Raw genomic sequence first — 16175 nt, 5'->3', positions numbered from 1 at the left:
CGCCCCCGAAACCGAGGCGGAAATCAATTGGGCGGGGCTGTCTTTGCGCGGATCCACGGGTCTGGTCGGCCTTTCCGTCACGGGTGTGGCCCATCCCGAACGCGGATGTGACCATATGTTAAGCTGCTTTACCGCGTTCCACCCCCCACCCACAAGGCCACCGCATCGCGCGGTTGACGCAAGGCGACCCTCGGCCTACCGATCTTGCACGATGTGAAGGATGCAAAAGATGAGCCTTGCCCACGGTCACGACCTGATTGCCATTCCCGGCCCCTCGCCTGTTCCGGCGCGGGTGCTGAACGCCGCGCACCGCGCCTCGCCCGATATCTATGATGACGGGCTGGCGGAATTTAACCTGTCGGTCATGGCCCAGTTGAAGCGACTGGCAGGTACGACCCAGAACCTTGCCCCTTATATCGGCAACGGCCATGCGGGCTGGGAAGCATCTGCCGCCAATCTGTTCGACTGCGGTGATCATGTGCTGGTCATCACCTGCGGCCACTTTGGCAGGTCGTGGGCCCAGATGCTTGAGGAAATGGGAATCAAGGTCGAACGGCTGGATTTCGGCAATCTGCCATCGGATCCCGCCCGTCTGGCCGAACGTCTGGCACAGGACCGCAACCGCACAATCCGCGCGGTGATGGTGTGCCAGACAGATACCGCCAGCGCGACCATGGCCGATATCCCCGCCCTGAAGGCCGCGATGTCGGGCCACCCCGCATTGCTGGTGGTGGATGCCATCGCGTCGCTGGGTTGTGCGCCTATGAAGATGGATGAATGGGGCGTCGATGTCCTGATCGCGGCCAGCCAGAAGGGGATGATGTGTCTGCCGGGCACCAGCTTTGTGTGGTTTTCGGATCGCGCCGCAGAACAGGGCCGCAAACAGGGCGTGTCGCCCTATTGGAACTGGACGTTGCGGGCGCAATCACAGGCGCTGTGGCGGTTCTGGGGCGGCACCCCGCCCGTCCAGCAGATCTTTGCCCTGCACGAAGCCCTGACCATGATCATGGAGGAAGAAGGGCTGCCCGCCGTCTGGACCCGCCATGCCCGTCTGGCCCGCGTCGTCTGGGCCGCGGTGGATGCATGGGGCGCGAATGGCAGTGGCATCGCCCTGCCCGTGCGTGATCCGCAGACGCGCGCCCTGTCGGTCACCGCCGTCACCATGCCCCGCGCGGATGAATTGCGCGCTTGGGTGACGCGCGAATGTGGTGTGACACTGGGCGTGGGTCTGGGGGCCGACGATCCTGCGGGGGCTTTGCGGATTGCCCATATGGGGCATTGCAACGCCGCAATGATGATGGGGGCCCTTGGCGCGATCGAGGCTGGCCTGACCGCGCTGGACATCCCCCACGGCCATGGCGCGCTGGAAGCTGCGGCCACCAGCATCGCCCGCTTTTAAAGGCAACTTATGATGGCCAGCGGATCATGGTGACGGTCGTGTCGCCATATTTCCGCTGGTCAAGGATTTTTGCCGTCACCGGCACCAGCGGCGGGCGTGATTCTTCCCAGACGATTGTCGCACCGGCGGCAATAAAGCCCCCCGCGGCAGCCGAGGCCAAGGCAGCCTCTCCCTTGCCGGTCGCATAGGGCGGATCAAGGAAGATCAGCGAAAAAGGTGCTTCCGGATTGGGGCCCATTTTCGTGGCATCGCGTCGCCACAGCTGGGTCACATCCCCCGCCCTTGCGCGTTCGACATTCTGGCGGATCAACTGGCGTGATTTCTGACCGTCATCCACGAATGCTACCTGCGCTGCGCCACGCGACAAAGCCTCCAGCCCCAGCGCACCGGTGCCTGCAAACAGGTCCAGCACCCGCGCATCGGGAATGGGATTGCCGTGGCTGCCGTTCACCAGCAGGTTGAAGATGGATTCGCGCACGCGGTCGGTCGTGGGGCGCAGATGGGCGGCGGGATCACCATCGCCGACATCGGCCAGCTTCAGGCCGCGCATAGATCCTCCGACAATCCTCATGAAATCGCCCGGTAACGAACGGGAATGATTGACGTCATCACATCAGGGCCTTCAGGTCGGTTGCATTTACGATATCTTCGGGAGCGGGACTGCGGCCAGCCTCGATAAGGCGCTTGCCGATCATATAGGCGCGGGCATCGTTCAGCGCATCCACGGCAATCAGCTGCCCCGCACGGAAATACCAGACCGAGGCACAGTGATCCCCCTGCCCCCGCCGCATCACCACATGATCATGACCGGCATTCAGACCGGCGATCTGCAATTTGGCGTCGAACTGATCGGACCAGAACCATGCTTTGGGCGCATAATCGCGCGACTGCCCCAGCATATTATCAGCCACGCATTCGGCCATGTCGATGGCCCCGCCCACGCTTTCCAGCCGCAGCCGTCCACCCTGATGCGGGAAGCTGGCGCAATCGCCCGCCGCCCAGATAGCAGGATCAGATGTGCGGCCCGTGGCGTCGGTGGCAATGCCGTTATCCAGAACCAGCCCCGCCGTTTCCGCCAGCGCGATCCGTGGCAGCACGCCGATGCCCATGATCACCAGATCGGCGGGAAGAACCTGGCCGTCATTCAACGCAACGCCGGTGACATGATCCGTCCCGTCAAGATGGCTGATGCCCGTGTTTTCCAAAATGGTGACGCCATTGGCGCGATGCAGTGCCGTGACCAGCTGCGATGTTTCGGCAGCAGCAACACGTCCCAGAATACGGGGGGCGGCCTCGACCAAAGTCACGTTCAGCCCCAGCTTGCGGGCGACAGCCGCTGCCTCCAGCCCGATATAGCCGCCACCGATCACCACCAGATTGCGTCCTGCGGTCAGTTCCAGCGACAGCGCGTCGATATCGGCCAGATCGCGGATCACATGGGTGCCCGCCAGATCACCGCCCATCGCGGCTGGCAAACGCCGCGGGGCTGCCCCCAGCGTCAGTGCCAGCGCATCATAGGGGTATTCGCCCCGATCCGTGGTCACGGTCCGCGCCTTGGCATCAATCGACACCGCAGCCTCGCCGGTGCGCAGATCGATCTTCTGATCCTGCCACCATTCGGGACCGCGCAGGGTCAGCCGGTCCAGCGCCATGTCGCCCAGCAGATAGGCTTTGGACAATGGCGGGCGCTGATAGGGGGCCGCCGGTTCATCACCGATCACCGTCAAAGGGCCGTCATGCCCCTTTGCCCGCAGACGCGCCGCCATAGAGGCCGCCGCCTGCCCCGCCCCAAGGATCACGATCCGCATATTACCGGCCTTCCGCTGTCATCTGGTCTGTCATCGGGTCGCACCCTATAGTCGCCGCGAATCCGTTGCAATTCAGGAGAGACCGATGACCATCACGGCCGGAGACAAGCTGCCCCAAGGACAGTTGCTGCGTGTGGGCGAAAATGGCCCCGAAAGCATTTCCACCAGCGAACTGGCACAGGGCCGCGTCGCCCTGTTCGGTCTGCCCGGTGCCTTTACCGGCACCTGCACCAACGCCCATATGCCCAGCTTTGTGCGCACCGCCGATGATTTCCGCGCCAAGGGCGTGTCGCGCATCGTCTGCATCACGGTCAACGACCCCTTTGTGGCCGCCGCATGGGCCGAACAGACCGGTGCGAAAGATGCCGGCATCGAGGTTCTGGCAGATGCCGATGGCAGCCTGACCAAATCGCTTGGCCTTGATTTCGACGCACCCCCTGTCGGCTTTTCGGGTCGTTGCAAGCGTTTCGCATCACTGGTGACCGATGGCACCTTCGACGTCATCGATGTCGAGGATTCCCCCGGCACCTGCAGCGTCAGCGCCGGCGAAGCCCTTCTGGAAAAAGTCTGAAACGACGCTGGCCGGGGGAATACCCTTCGGCCAGTTTCCGCCCGCCGCCTTGGATCATCAGGCTATGCGTGACACACCGTCGCCAAAGACACGCATGGAGGATCATTTGTCCATCAGAACCATGGCCCTGCTGGCCGCGCTGACGCCCCTGCCCGCCATTGCCGCCGACGTCACGCTGAAAATTCCCTGCGACGATTTCGGCACCGCGCTCAGCGGGTCGCTGCAAAGCATGCAAAGCGGGACGCCGCTGGATGTAATCCACGACTACATCGCCTCGCGCGAGGATTGGTCCAAGGGCGAATTCGGGCAGTATATGCAGGGGCTGATGGCATTTACGGTTGATAACGTCGCAGACCGGATCATGGATCCCCTTGTCGCGCCCGTCGGCATGATGACCCAATGTTACCGCAAGAAAGCCGAAATCCGCGGCGTTGACTTCACCGGATGGTAGGTCAGCCTTTACGGAACGGGGTCCAATCGGCCAACGCCTGAATTTCCTGCCCCATCGCGTCGCGTTCCTGATCCAGATAGTTTTCCAGCGCCTTCAGAAAGCCCGCATCCTGCACCCAATGCAGCGAATGAATCGGGACCGGTTCATACCCGCGGGCCAGCTTGTGGTCACCCTGCGCCCCCGCCTCGACCCGCGACAGACCGTGGGCGATCGCTTGGTCGATGGCTTGGTGATAGCACAGTTCAAAGTGCAGAAACGCATGATCCTCGGTGCAGCCCCAATAGCGCCCATAGATTGCGTCAGGCCCGATAAAGTTCAGCGCCCCCGCGATCGGTTCGCCATCCTGTTCGGCCAGCACCAGCAGGATATCGTCACGCATCGTTTCCTGTATCAGGTCGAAAAACTTGCGCGTCAGATAGGGCTGGCCCCATTTGCGCGCGCCCGTGTCCTGATAGAATTCCCAGAAGGCGTCCCAATGACGGGGTTCCAGATCGTCGCCCGTCAGGTGGCGGATGGTGCCGCCAAAGCCTTGGGCGCGGGCGCGTTCCTTGCGCAGATCCTTGCGCTTGCGCGACGACAGCGCGGCAAGGAAATCATCATAGCTGGCATAGCCCTTGTTCAGCCAATGGAACTGCTGGGTGATGCGCGGCAGAAAGCCCGCTGCTTCGCCCAAAGCAGCCTCGGCTTCCGTGCAGAAGGTGATATGCGCGCCCGATGCCTGAACGTGGCCGGTGACCTGCATCATGCCCTGCAACAATGCCATACGCGCCGTATCATCGCGGGCCAGCAGGCGCTGCCCCGTGGCGGGCGTAAAGGGCACCGCCGATTGCAGTTTCGGGTAATAGCGTCCGCCCGCACGGGTATAGGCCTGCGCCCATGCCTGATCGAAGATGTATTCGCCCTGACTGTGGCCTTTGGCGTAAAGCGGTGCGGCCCCGACGATCTGGCCGTCGCTTTCGACGGTCAGATGCAGCGATTGCCAGCCGGTGCCCGTGCCGACCGATCCAGATTGTTCCAGCGCCAGCAGAAAGCGGTGTGTCGTGAAGGGATTGCCATCGCCCAGACCGTCCCAAACAGCCGGGTCGATTTCTGCAATAGACGGATGGGTCGTCAGGGTCAGCATGTCGTTCATGCCACGGAAGATAGGGCGTGATGCGGGGAATGTCAGGGGTTGGATGTGGTCAGGACGTCGCATTCGCGTGACATCCTGATAATCGCCTTAAATCGCGGCGCTATAACCTTCGAAGGTGATGTTACTGGCCACGCGGCGGGCAGCGGCTTCCTCCTCTGCAGATCTGACCGTCCAGCACAGGACCGGCACGCCTTGTGCCGCCAGCGCGTCCACACGCGGATTGTCCAATGTGTTCCTGTCATGCGAAATGAACGAGGCACCGCAGCGGTCGAAATCCAGAATGGCCGACAGTTCGGCGCGGCGTTCATCAGGCACCAAAGGCCAGTGTTTCGCACGGTAATCGCAAGTCGTCAGCCCGACGGCGATATGGGGGGCTGCCTCGTGGAAGGCCGCAACCGTATGCGGGTTGAACGACATCATCGCGACGTCACCCTGATAGGTTTCCAATGCTTTGGCCACCTGCAGTTGCAGATCGCCGATATCGGGACCGCAGGCACCGTCCTGATCCTTGATCTCGATCAGCAGGGGAACCTGACCTGCGACCACCTCCAGAAATTCGGCTAGCGTCGGGACCGGTTCGTCACTGCCCAGCAGGCGGAAACCCTGCACGGCCTGCAGCGGCGTTTCGGAAATCAGACCGGACTGGCCGGTCAGGCGCGTTAAAAAATCGTCATGGAACACCATCGGTGTGCCATCGGATGCAGGCTGGATGTCCAGTTCGATCCCGTAGCCTGCATCAATGGCAGCCCGCGCTGCCGCAAGGCTGTTTTCCGGGACACCTGCCCCGTGCAGGCCGCGGTGGGCAATGGGGGCGGTCAGGAAGGCTTGCGGCAGCGCAGTCATCACTTCACCTCGAAGATGGCTTCGATTTCGACAGCCACGCCGAAGGGCAGCGACGGCGCGGACACGGCAGCGCGCGAATGGCGGCCTGCGTCACCGAAGACCTCGACCATCAGGTCCGAACAGCCGTTGATGACCTTGGGCTGGTCGGTGAAATCGGGGGTCGAATTCACAAAACCGGTCAGTTTGACCACACGGGTCACGCGATCCAGATCGCCAATGGCGGCTTTCAGCTGCGCGATCAGCGCCAGACCGCAACGACGCGCGGCCGCGACACCGTCATCAATGCTGGTGCCATCGCCCAACTTTCCGGTGATCAGGCCATTGTCATCGGCGCTGATCTGACCCGAGATGAAGACCAGATTGCCGGTCTGCACGAAGGGCACGTAATTGGCGGCAGGCATGGGGGCTGCAGGAAGGGTGATGCCTTTATCGGCCAGGGTTGCTTCGATGCTCATGATATCCTCGCTTGGGTTGGCGTCGGGCGGACCCTAGCAAGGCAAGCCTCAGGCGACCAGAGCCTCGGCGTGTTTCAGATCGACGCTGACCAGCTGGCTGACCCCCTGTTCCACCATGGTCACCCCGAACAGCCGGTCCATGCGCGCCATTGTCACCGCATGATGGGTGATGACCAAAAAGCGCGTATCCGTGCGGCGGGTCATTTCATCCAGCAGATCGCAAAAGCGGCTGACATTGGCGTCATCCAGCGGGGCGTCCACCTCGTCCAGAACACAGATCGGGGCGGGGTTGGCCAGAAAGACCGCAAAGATCAGCGCCATCGCGGTCAGCGTCTGTTCGCCCCCCGACAGCAGCGACAGGGTCGACAGACGCTTGCCGGGCGGTTGGCACATGATTTCCAGACCGGCATCCAGCGGGTCGTCGGATTCGACCAGAACCAGCCGCGCTTCGCCCCCGCCGAACAGCGTCGTGAAAAGGGTGGCAAAATTGGTGTTGACCGTTTCGAAAGCTGCCAGCAGGCGGTCGCGGCCTTCGCGGTTCAGGCTGCCGATACCGGCGCGCAGCTTGCGGATGGCTTCTTCCAGATCGGATTTCTGGGCAGCCAGCTGGTCGCGTTCGGATTCCAGTTCTTTCTTGTCATCCTCGGCCCGCAGGTTGACGGCCCCAAGGGCATCGCGTTGGGTCCGCAGACGAGCGATCTGATGTTCCAAGGCATCGGCGGGGGCATTCTTGTCAATGTCGCCAAGACCCGCCAGCAGATCGGCGGGCGACAGGTCTGTTGCCTCCAGAATGCGGGCGCGGGCGTTTTCTTCGGCGGCGGTCGCCGCCTCGGCGCGGGCCTCCTCGGCGGCGCGGGTTTCGCGGGCGTCCGAGGCGGCACGCGCGGCGTCGCGTTCGGCATGGGCAACTGCGCGGGCGGCATCATCGGCAACTGTCAAAGCGTCGCGGGCGCGCGACAGACGCGTCTGGGCTGCGGCGTCGCGTTCGGTCAACGCCGCGCGGCGTTTGGCAAGGGTTGCGGGCTGCGCCTGTGCGCCTGCCAGTTCATCCTGCGTGGCGTCGCGGCGGGTGACCAATTCAGCGGCGCGGCTGCCCGCCTGTTCCAGACGGGTCTGCCAGCCCGCAGCCTCGCGCTCGATCGCGCCTAGGCGTTTCAGACGGGCATCTTCGTCACGGCGCAATTCGTCCAAAGCGGCGCGGCGGGTCATAGTGGCGATCCGCGCGGCTTCGACGCTGGTGCGGGCGTGTTCGACGGCGGTTGCGGCGTCATTGCGGTCCGGCAGGGCGTCCAGTTGGTCCTGCGCGTCATCCAGACGGGTGCGGGCATCTACGGCATCGGCCTGATGGCGGGCCAGTTCGTTGCGCGCAGCCTCGGCGCGGCTGCCCGCCAGCGCCAGTTCGGATTCGGCACGGGTCGCGGCGCGGGATGCTTCGGACAGCAAGCGCTCAGCCTCTCGCCTTGCATCGCGGGCGGATTTTTCCGTGCCGGCAGCATCGGCAAGCGCAGTCTGGGTATCCTCATGCGCGTCGATGGCAGTGGCAGCGCGGGCTTGGGCCTGTTCGGTCTGTTCGGTAATTTCGGCAAGTTCATTGACCTTTTGCAGATGCAGTGCCGCATGGGACGATGCCTCGCCCGCCAAGACGCAAAGCCCGTCCCAGCGGAACAGATCCCCATCGGGGGTGACCAGACGCTGGCCCGGATGCAGATCTGCCTGAAGGGTCGCTGCGGTCCTGATATCCACGACCAATCCGGTTTGCGACAAACGGCGGGCCAGCACATCGGGGCCCGCCACATGCGGTGCCAATGGCTGGACCTGCACGGGCAAGGGTCGGGGCGCATCCCAATGGGGCAGCATATGCCAGCCCGATCCATCGCGGGACACACCTGCCTGAAGATCATCACCAAGGGCCGCGCCAAAGGCCGCCTCGTATCCCCGTGCGACCTGAACCTGATCCAGCAAGGACGTGCCGCCAGACCGGCCACGTTCGACCAGACGGCGCAGGGCGGCCATTTCGGCGGCCAAGGCGCCTGCCTCGCCCTCGGCCTGCGCGCGCAGGGCACGGGCGGCGGCTTCGCCGGTTTCCAGATCGGATCGGGCAGCTTCAGCCCCTGCCAAAGCTTCTTCCGCCGCATCGACGCGGTCGCGGGCCTGATCCTGCGCGGCGTCGGCCTGTTCCAGTGCCGCTTGGGCATCGACACCGGCCGCGGTGGCCAGCGCGGTGGCGGCATCGGCTTCGGCAGCGGCGCGTCCGGCGCGGTCGAACATGGCCCGCAGATCGGCAGCCAGCCGTTCGGCGGATTGATGCCGCGCCGCAAGTCGGGCTGATTCGTCAGTCAGTTCGGCCAGTCGGCCTTCGATGTCATGCAGCGTTTCGGTGGCTTCTTCGGCCAAGGCAGTGGCCGCATCCAGACGGTCGTCAAAGCCCTGCCCTGCGGCCTCCATCTGCGCCCTTTCATCAGCCAGCCGCGCCACCACATCACCGGCATCGCTGTTCAATGCCTGTTCGCGGTCGATATCGCGGTCCAGCTGGGCGATGCGGGCTGTCAGTGCAGCGATGGCAGCATCGGCGCGCGATTCGGCCTCATCCAAGGCCTCACGCTCGACCACGATGCGGGACAGGATGGCGGCGGCGACCTGTTCTTCTTCGCGCAGCGGGGGCAGCATGTCATCGGCTTCGATGCGGCGGGCCTCGGCGTTGGTTGCGGCGGCTTGGGCAAGGCCCGCTACGTGGATGGCGCGGGCCAGCGCATCGGCGGCAGCATGACGGGCGGCCTCGGCCTCGGCCCAACGGCGATACAGCAGCACGCCTTCGGCCAGACGCAGGGCCGCGCCGATGTCACGGTATTTCGCGGCGGCACGCGCCTGACGGGCCAGTGATGCCGCCTGCGTGGTCAACTGGTCCAGCGTGTCATCGACCCGCGACAGGTTCAGTTCGGCGCCGTTCAGCTTCAGCTCGGCCTCGTGGCGGCGCTGGTACAGACCGGAAATACCCGCAGCCTCCTCCAGAATGCGGCGGCGGCTTTTGGGTTTGGCGTTGATCAATTCGCTGATCTGGCCCTGACGCACCAGCGCAGGGCTGTGCGCACCGGTCGAGGCATCGGCGAACAGCATCTGCACATCACGCGCCCGCACATCCTTGCCTGCAATCTTATAGGCGCTGCCTGCATCACGGGTGATGCGACGGATGATGTCGAAACGGTCGTCATCGTTAAAACCGGCGGGGGCAAGGCGGTCGTGGTTGTCAATGGTCAGCGACACCTCGGCGTGGGCACGCGCGCCGCGGTGCGAGGTGCCGGCGAAGATCACATCCTCCATCCCGCCGCCGCGCATGGCGGATGGACGGTTTTCCCCCATGACCCAACGCAAGGCTTCCAGCAGGTTGGATTTGCCACAGCCGTTAGGTCCGACCACACCTGTCAGCCCTTCGCGGATGACCAGATCGGTCGGGTCCACAAAGCTTTTGAAGCCGTTCAAACGCAGGCGGTCAAAGCGCAAAGGTCAGATCCGTCAGATAAATGATGGTGGACGATTGTTCCTGCATGGCACTTCCAAGTCAACAGCACCGCAAGATATCGCGGAATGGCGGCAAATATCCACAAGATGCATCGCGCGCAACCCCGCCATGCCAATCGCCCCACTGGCGCGATGGCCGGACCCGCGATAAGTTCGCCCGCATGATACAGACACTTGCCATTATCCTGTCTTTCCAACTGGTCGGAGAGGTTATGTCCCGCGCAGCCGCCCTGCCCCTGCCGGGGCCTGTGGTCGGGATGCTGCTGCTGGTCGCAACCTGCATCACCCGTCCACGGCTAGCCGACCGCATCCGACCAACGACATCGGGGCTGTTGTCACATCTGTCGCTGTTTTTCGTGCCTGCGGGTGTCGGCATCATCGCCCATTGGCAATTGCTGCGCAGCGATGGTTTGGGGATTGCGGCGGCTGTCATGATCTCGACCATATTGGCGATTGCGGCGGGGGCATTGGCCTTTACTTGGGTCGCACGCATGACAGGGTCCGAAGAACCCGACGCCCTGAAGGATCAGGGGCATGAGTGACCCCTTACTGATCTGGTCCTATCTGGCGCAGGGGCCGCTGGTCTGGCTGACGGCCACGCTGGTCGCCTATCTGATCGGGGACGCCTGCTTTCGTGCCGCGAACCGCAAAAGCTGGGCCAATCCCGTGCTGGTGGCCGTGATCCTGCTGGCGGTCCTGCTGATCGGCACAGGCACCGATTACGCCACCTATTTCGAGGGTGCGCAATTCGTCCACTTCATGCTGGGGCCAGCCACCGTCGCATTGGGCCTGCCGCTTTATGACAACCTGCCACGGGTGCGCAAAGCCGCGCTGCCGATGATCGCGGGATTGCTGGCGGGGTCGGTGACGGCCATCGTGTCGGCCCTGTTGATCGCGCGGGCTTTTGGCATCACCGGATCCGTGCTGGCATCGCTTGCGCCCAAATCGACCACCGCCCCTGTGGCCATCGGCATTTCCGAACGCATCGGTGGCCAGCCGACGCTGACGGCCGCATTGGTGCTGCTGACAGGCATCTTCGGTGCAATCATCGTGACCCCCATGCTGAACGCAATGCGGATCCGTGACTGGCGCGCGCGCGGGTTTGCCATCGGTGTGGCTGCCCATGGAATAGGCACGGCGCGGGCTTTCCAGATCAACCAGACCGCAGGCGCATTTTCGGGGATCGGCATGGGATTGAACGCGGTTTTGACGGCAATCATTGCCCCCATAGTACTGAGCCTTTTCGGCTGACCTTAGGTTAATTGATCTTTATTAAATGCACATGTTGCAATTTTTTGTAGGAACAAAAGCCCCTCCAACTTAGGGTTGTCTTATTCTACCAAAGACTTTCCGTCTGCGCTTATTGCAGCGGCCGCGACCGACAGCATTACTGGGTCGCGGCCGTATTTTTATCCTTCGGGGAAATAGTTGATGTGGACGATATCTGCCGACACGCCGGTTCCCAGGGGTGCAACCATGGCAGCGCCTTTATCCATGCGGATAACATAACCACCATCGGGGTAATCGCCGAAACCGTCCTGGTTCAGCAGTTGTTCGGCATCGCCACCCACCAGACGCAAGGCGATATCATTGGCTGTCTGCATGGCATCGCCGCTGTCTTTCACGATGATGGTGCAGTGATCCAGAATATCGTCAAATCCGATCTTGACCGAGGCGTTGATCTGGTCCGGCCCTGTAAAGCTGCCATAGACCAGTGGATCGGCATCGGTGATTTTCTCGTCTCCGAAATCGGCTGAATCCGATAGCGCCTTGATCGAGGCCTTCAGATCACCGCCGGTTCCTGTGCACATCGACTGGAAATAGCCGACCGCTTTGTCCAACCGCGCATCAGCGGGTTGTTCGGCCACGGCTGCGCCTGCCGACAGACAGAGTGCAGCGGATGCCAGAAAGCCAAATGCGTTGTTCATAATAGGTCCAATTCATAATGCAGATGCATGTTGCGATTATGACTTGAAACCGAATGGTTCAAGGAAGGGTCGGCCAGAGGCATGATTTCGGCAAAATCACGCCAGAAATGACACCGCTATTTTGCCTTGGGGCGGAACGCCTTGATGCGGGCGGGGTCGGTCTCGATCCACGCGGCGCCCATCAGGTCCAGACAATAGGGCACGGCGGCAAAGACAGCGTTCAGGCAGGTCGCGATGGCCGATGGCTTGCCGGGGATGGTGATGATCAGCGTCGCACCACGGATCACGGCAGTCTGACGCGACAGGATGGCGGTCGGAACCTCGGCCAGACTGGCGCGGCGCATTTCCTCGCCAAAGCCGGGCAGTTCCTTATCGGCGATGTCCGACACAGCCTCGGGGGTCAGGTCGCGCGGCGCGGGGCCGGTGCCGCCCGTCACAAGGATCAGGTCAGCCCCGCCATCGGCCAGTTCGCGCAGCTTATCGGCCACAGTGGCCCGACCGTCGGGGATGATGTGGCGCGCGATCTCCATCGAGGAGGTGATGGTGTCTCGCAGCCAGCTTTCGGCACCGGGGCCGCCCTTGTCTTCGTAGATGCCAGCAGACGCGCGGTCGCTAACGGTGACGATGGCAATGCGGGCGGCCCGGGCGGTCATTTCGCGACGCGGGCGTTGCGGTTGGCGATCAGCTTCAGGCGCAGGGCGTTCAGCTTGATAAAGCCTGCCGCGTCTTTCTGATCGTATGCACCGGCGTCGTCTTCGAAGGTCACATGGGCTTCCGAATACAGCGAGTGGTCCGACCAGCGGCCTACGCAGGTCGCCAGACCCTTGTACAACTTCAGACGGACGGTGCCGGTCACATGTTCCTGCGACTTGTCGATGGCGGCCTGCAGCATTTCACGCTCGGGGCTGAACCAGAAGCCGTTATAGATCAGCTCGGCATAGCGGGGCATCAGGCTGTCCTTCAGGTGGCCTGCGCCGCTGTCCAGCGTGATCTGTTCGATGCCGCGATGCGCCTCCAGCAGGACGGTGCCGCCGGGGGTTTCATAGATGCCGCGCGATTTCATGCCGACGAAACGGTTTTCGACGAAGTCCAGACGACCGATGCCGTGGGCACCGCCCAACTCGTTCAGCTTGGTCAGGATCGTGGCGGGCGACATCGCCTCGCCATTGATGGCAACCGCATCGCCCTTTTCGAAGGTGACTTCGATGAATTCGGGGGTGTTCGGCCCGTCTTCGGGGTTAACCGTGCGCTGATAGACATATTCAGGGGCCGCTTCGGCGGGGTTTTCCAGCGCCTTACCTTCGCTGCTGGTGTGCAGCATGTTGGCATCGACGCTGAAGGGCGCTTCGCCGCGCTTGTCTTTGGCGATCGGGATCTGGTTCTGTTCAGCGAACTCGATCAGCTTGGTGCGGCTGGTCAGGTCCCATTCACGCCAGGGCGCAATGACCTTTATGGCGGGGTCCAGCGCATAGGCCGACAATTCGAACCGGACCTGATCGTTGCCCTTGCCCGTCGCGCCATGCGCCACGGCATCGGCACCATGCTTTTGCGCCAGTTCGACCAACCGTTTGGAAATCAGCGGACGCGCAATCGAGGTGCCCAGCAGGTACAGACCTTCGTACAGCGCATTGGCGCGGAACATCGGGAAAACGAAATCGCGGACGAATTCCTCGCGCAGATCCTCGATGTGGATATTCTCGGACGGAATGCCCAGCAGTTCCGCCTTGGCGCGGGCGGGTTCCAGTTCCTCACCCTGCCCCAGATCGGCGGTGAAGGTGATGACCTCGCAACCGTATTCGGTCTGAAGCCACTTCAGAATAATCGAGGTGTCCAAACCGCCCGAGTAGGCAAGGACGACTTTTTTCGGCGCGTCGGTCATGCAATTAACCCTTCATCGAATTTTCGCAGGGAATACGGCGTTCTGTCCGTTGTCACAAGGGTTTGAGGGCGATTAGGGTCCAAGGACATTCATTAAGGTTGTTTTATGCTGGCATTTCGCCTTTTGCGCCATTCGGTGCTTATTCTTGTCCATAATTTCAGCGCGGCTTTCAGGATATCGATTCCCTATCTGGTCGTGCTGTTTGCCAGCCAGCTGGTCATGCTGGAATACCGAACAACCCTGTCATCGGATTTCGCAACCCTGCCCATGTGGATGGCATGGGCTATGGTCGCCCTGCCCTTGGCTGCACTGCTGGTTTATCTGGCCACGGGCGTCGCATGGCACCGCCATGTGCTGCTGAACGAAGCGCCACGTCTGATGATGCAAGGGCGCCCCCGGCAGGTTCTGTCCTATGTCGGGACCGGTTTTCTGGTCGCCTTACTGGTTATGGTCACGATGATGATCCTGATTGCCGTGTCATCTGCGATGTTCGGCTATCATCCCATGGGATATGCGACAGGCATCGTCAGCTTGGTCGTTCTGACATTATTCTATCTGGTCATCACGGCGCTGGTCCTGCGGCTGGCCACAGCCTTGCCCGGGGCCGCGCTGCGCCATCCACGGCCGATCAGGACCGCTTGGAAAGGCACAGGCGGACATATGGGCAGCTTCCTGCTGTTCGGCCTTTTCAGCATGGTCTTGCAGGCTGTGGTGGGCCTGTCGGCATCGGCAGTGATCGCTGTGACGGGATCGACCGTTGCCGCGACGATGGTCTGGGGTGTCATGTCATGGGGCTCGACGATGCTGGCTTTGTCGGTGCTGACAACACTTTGGGGCTATTTTATCGAAAAGCGCGATCTGCGCTGAACCCTTGCCAATCGGGCGCTTTCGCGGCATTGGCGACATATGGAAAACTTTGTCGCCTCCGTCCGTCTGGCCGAGGCCGCGCTTCGCGACCTGTTCGAGCCTACTCCGTTGCAACGCAATGACCACCTGTCGGCCAAATACGGCGCTGACATCTGGCTCAAGCGCGAGGATTTGACGCCTGTGCGCAGCTATAAGCTGCGAGGTGCGTTCAATGCCATGCGCAAACTGGTCGGGGATGGCCCCGGCCATTTCGTCTGTGCCAGCGCAGGCAATCACGCGCAGGGCGTGGCCTTTGCCTGCCGTCATTTCGGCGCACGCGGCACGATCTTTATGCCCGTGACCACGCCCCAGCAGAAAATCGACAAGACCAAGATTTTCGGTGGCGATGCAATCCGCGTGGTCCTGACCGGCGATTATTTCGACCAGACGCTGGCCGCGGCCCAAGCCTTTTGTGCCGATGAGGGCGCGCAGTTCCTGTCCCCCTTCGACGCACCGGACGTGATCGAAGGTCAGGCCACGGTCGCTTCGGAAATGATGGCACAACTGGGCCGCGCGCCTGATATGGTCGTTCTGCCCGTGGGCGGGGGCGGTCTTTCCGCAGGCGTCACCACCTATCTAAAGTCCGAGGCACCGGACACCCGCTTTGCCTTTGCCGAACCTTTAGGCGGTGCCAGCCTGCAAGCAGCCCTGCGCGCCGGCGCCCCCGTCGCCCTGCCCGCCGTGGACAGTTTTGTCGACGGCGCTGCGGTGGCCCGCATCGGCGCCCTGCCGTTCGAGGCTTTGTCGCGCTTTACCCCCGATAATGTCTATCTGGCCCCAGAAGATCGCATCTGCCGCACCATGCTGGAAATGCTGAACACCGAAGGCGTCGTTCTGGAACCCGCAGGTGCCTTGGCCGTCGACGTGCTGGAGGATCTGGGCGATCTGACCGGCAAGACCATCGTTTGCATCTGTTCGGGCGGCAATTTTGACTTTGAACGCCTGCCCGAGGTCAAGGAACGTGCCCAACGCTATCAGGGCATCAAGAAATACTTCATCCTGCGGATGCCGCAGCGCCCCGGCGCCCTGCGTGATTTTCTGGAAATGCTGGGCCCCGATGACGATATCGCGCGTTTCGAATATCTGAAGAAATCGGCACGCAATTTCGGCTCGGTCCTGATCGGGATCGAAACCAGCGCACCTGCCAATCTGTCATCGCTGATGCTGCGTCTGGAACAGGGTGGCTTTGCCTATCGCGATATTACAAACGACCAGATCCTGTCGGAATTTCTGGTCTGACATCTGCCAACCGCTTTCAAAACGGCCCCGCATGTCGGGGCCGTTTCT

At 62.4% G+C, this 16175-nt stretch carries 16 protein-coding genes; 7 read left to right on the top strand and 9 right to left on the bottom strand.

Annotated features, from left to right (window positions below):
• The first annotated feature begins 229 nt into the window (after positions 1–229).
• Positions 230–1399 carry an alanine--glyoxylate aminotransferase family protein gene (locus DWB67_RS06460; RefSeq protein ID WP_119806711.1) on the top strand — a complete coding sequence of 390 codons (1170 nt, stop codon included), beginning with the start codon at positions 230–232 and terminating at the stop codon, positions 1397–1399.
• A gap of 7 nt (positions 1400–1406) precedes the next feature.
• Here the strand turns inward: DWB67_RS06460 and rsmD are convergent, their stop codons facing one another.
• On the bottom strand, positions 1407–1970 hold the full coding sequence (gene rsmD / locus DWB67_RS06455) for a 16S rRNA (guanine(966)-N(2))-methyltransferase RsmD (protein ID WP_119806710.1): 564 nt from the start codon (positions 1968–1970) through the stop codon (positions 1407–1409).
• Between the two features lie 37 nt (positions 1971–2007).
• Positions 2008–3207 (bottom strand): NAD(P)/FAD-dependent oxidoreductase, encoded by a 1200-nt coding sequence (locus DWB67_RS06450; protein ID WP_119806709.1) that lies wholly within the window; start codon positions 3205–3207, stop codon positions 2008–2010.
• Between the two features lie 85 nt (positions 3208–3292).
• Between DWB67_RS06450 and DWB67_RS06445 the strand changes: the two genes are divergently transcribed.
• Complete coding sequence (locus DWB67_RS06445; RefSeq protein WP_119806708.1) at positions 3293–3778, top strand: peroxiredoxin; 486 nt, start codon at positions 3293–3295, stop codon at positions 3776–3778.
• Positions 3779–3884: 106 nt separating this feature from the next.
• Positions 3885–4229, top strand: a complete 345-nt coding sequence (locus DWB67_RS06440; RefSeq protein WP_147385914.1) for a hypothetical protein — start codon at positions 3885–3887, stop codon at positions 4227–4229.
• A 1-nt stretch (position 4230) separates the two neighbouring features.
• Here DWB67_RS06440 and DWB67_RS06435 read toward each other — a convergent pair whose 3' ends face one another.
• The 4 genes from DWB67_RS06435 to DWB67_RS06420 form a co-directional block, all read right to left on the bottom strand.
• On the bottom strand, positions 4231–5361 hold the full coding sequence (locus DWB67_RS06435; protein WP_119806909.1) for a GNAT family N-acetyltransferase: 1131 nt from the start codon (positions 5359–5361) through the stop codon (positions 4231–4233).
• Positions 5362–5448: 87 nt separating this feature from the next.
• Positions 5449–6204 carry a glycerophosphodiester phosphodiesterase family protein gene (locus DWB67_RS06430; RefSeq protein ID WP_119806706.1) on the bottom strand — a complete coding sequence of 252 codons (756 nt, stop codon included), beginning with the start codon at positions 6202–6204 and terminating at the stop codon, positions 5449–5451.
• Positions 6204–6659 carry a RidA family protein gene (locus tag DWB67_RS06425; RefSeq protein ID WP_119806705.1) on the bottom strand — a complete coding sequence of 152 codons (456 nt, stop codon included), beginning with the start codon at positions 6657–6659 and terminating at the stop codon, positions 6204–6206. The genes DWB67_RS06430 and DWB67_RS06425 overlap by 1 nt, the downstream gene beginning before the upstream one ends.
• A 48-nt stretch (positions 6660–6707) precedes the next feature.
• A complete protein-coding gene (locus DWB67_RS06420) occupies positions 6708–10157 on the bottom strand; it encodes an AAA family ATPase (protein WP_119806704.1) in 3450 nt (1149 codons plus the stop codon).
• A gap of 179 nt (positions 10158–10336) precedes the next feature.
• On the opposite strand from DWB67_RS06420, the gene DWB67_RS06415 reads away from it, so the two are divergent.
• Both DWB67_RS06415 and DWB67_RS06410 read left to right on the top strand, forming a co-directional pair.
• On the top strand, positions 10337–10717 hold the full coding sequence (locus tag DWB67_RS06415; RefSeq protein ID WP_119806908.1) for a CidA/LrgA family protein: 381 nt from the start codon (positions 10337–10339) through the stop codon (positions 10715–10717).
• A complete protein-coding gene (locus tag DWB67_RS06410) occupies positions 10710–11426 on the top strand; it encodes an LrgB family protein (RefSeq protein ID WP_119806703.1) in 717 nt (238 codons plus the stop codon). Before DWB67_RS06415 ends, DWB67_RS06410 begins: the two co-directional genes overlap by 8 nt.
• 158 nt (positions 11427–11584) lie before the next feature.
• On the opposite strand, the gene DWB67_RS06405 is transcribed toward DWB67_RS06410, so the two are convergent.
• The 3 genes from DWB67_RS06405 to DWB67_RS06395 form a co-directional block, all read right to left on the bottom strand.
• Positions 11585–12103, bottom strand: coding sequence for a hypothetical protein (locus DWB67_RS06405; protein WP_119806702.1), 519 nt, complete (start codon positions 12101–12103; stop codon positions 11585–11587).
• A 116-nt stretch (positions 12104–12219) separates the two neighbouring features.
• A complete protein-coding gene (gene mog / locus DWB67_RS06400) occupies positions 12220–12756 on the bottom strand; it encodes a molybdopterin adenylyltransferase (protein WP_119806701.1) in 537 nt (178 codons plus the stop codon).
• The gene (locus DWB67_RS06395) at positions 12753–13982 is read right to left on the bottom strand and encodes an argininosuccinate synthase (RefSeq protein ID WP_119806700.1); all 1230 of its coding nucleotides are present in this window, start codon (positions 13980–13982) and stop codon (positions 12753–12755) included. Before DWB67_RS06395 ends, mog begins: the two co-directional genes overlap by 4 nt.
• Positions 13983–14087: 105 nt before the next feature.
• On the opposite strand from DWB67_RS06395, the gene DWB67_RS06390 reads away from it, so the two are divergent.
• On the top strand, positions 14088–14849 hold the full coding sequence (locus DWB67_RS06390) for a hypothetical protein (protein WP_119806699.1): 762 nt from the start codon (positions 14088–14090) through the stop codon (positions 14847–14849).
• A 39-nt stretch (positions 14850–14888) separates the two neighbouring features.
• On the top strand, positions 14889–16127 hold the full coding sequence (ilvA, locus tag DWB67_RS06385; protein WP_119806698.1) for a threonine ammonia-lyase IlvA: 1239 nt from the start codon (positions 14889–14891) through the stop codon (positions 16125–16127).
• Positions 16128–16175: the final 48 nt, after the last annotated feature.

The organism is Paracoccus sp. JM45, assembly GCF_003590715.1.
Taxonomy (GTDB): domain Bacteria; phylum Pseudomonadota; class Alphaproteobacteria; order Rhodobacterales; family Rhodobacteraceae; genus Paracoccus.
The sequence above is the reverse complement of the archived record's forward strand: the minus strand, read 5'-3'. Positions and strand labels throughout refer to the sequence as shown.

Coding starts and splice junctions, on each gene's coding strand:
- DWB67_RS06460 (WP_119806711.1), top strand. CDS start 230: ATGAGCCTTGCCCACGGTCACGACCTGATTGCCATTCCCGGCCCCTCG.
- rsmD (WP_119806710.1), bottom strand. CDS start 1,970: ATGAGGATTGTCGGAGGATCTATGCGCGGCCTGAAGCTGGCCGATGTC.
- DWB67_RS06450 (WP_119806709.1), bottom strand. CDS start 3,207: ATGCGGATCGTGATCCTTGGGGCGGGGCAGGCGGCGGCCTCTATGGCG.
- DWB67_RS06445 (WP_119806708.1), top strand. CDS start 3,293: ATGACCATCACGGCCGGAGACAAGCTGCCCCAAGGACAGTTGCTGCGT.
- DWB67_RS06435 (WP_119806909.1), bottom strand. CDS start 5,361: ATGAACGACATGCTGACCCTGACGACCCATCCGTCTATTGCAGAAATC.
- DWB67_RS06430 (WP_119806706.1), bottom strand. CDS start 6,204: ATGACTGCGCTGCCGCAAGCCTTCCTGACCGCCCCCATTGCCCACCGC.
- DWB67_RS06425 (WP_119806705.1), bottom strand. CDS start 6,659: ATGAGCATCGAAGCAACCCTGGCCGATAAAGGCATCACCCTTCCTGCA.
- DWB67_RS06415 (WP_119806908.1), top strand. CDS start 10,337: ATGATACAGACACTTGCCATTATCCTGTCTTTCCAACTGGTCGGAGAG.
- DWB67_RS06410 (WP_119806703.1), top strand. CDS start 10,710: ATGAGTGACCCCTTACTGATCTGGTCCTATCTGGCGCAGGGGCCGCTG.
- DWB67_RS06405 (WP_119806702.1), bottom strand. CDS start 12,103: ATGAACAACGCATTTGGCTTTCTGGCATCCGCTGCACTCTGTCTGTCG.
- mog (WP_119806701.1), bottom strand. CDS start 12,756: ATGACCGCCCGGGCCGCCCGCATTGCCATCGTCACCGTTAGCGACCGC.
- DWB67_RS06395 (WP_119806700.1), bottom strand. CDS start 13,982: ATGACCGACGCGCCGAAAAAAGTCGTCCTTGCCTACTCGGGCGGTTTG.
- DWB67_RS06390 (WP_119806699.1), top strand. CDS start 14,088: ATGCTGGCATTTCGCCTTTTGCGCCATTCGGTGCTTATTCTTGTCCAT.
- ilvA (WP_119806698.1), top strand. CDS start 14,889: ATGGAAAACTTTGTCGCCTCCGTCCGTCTGGCCGAGGCCGCGCTTCGC.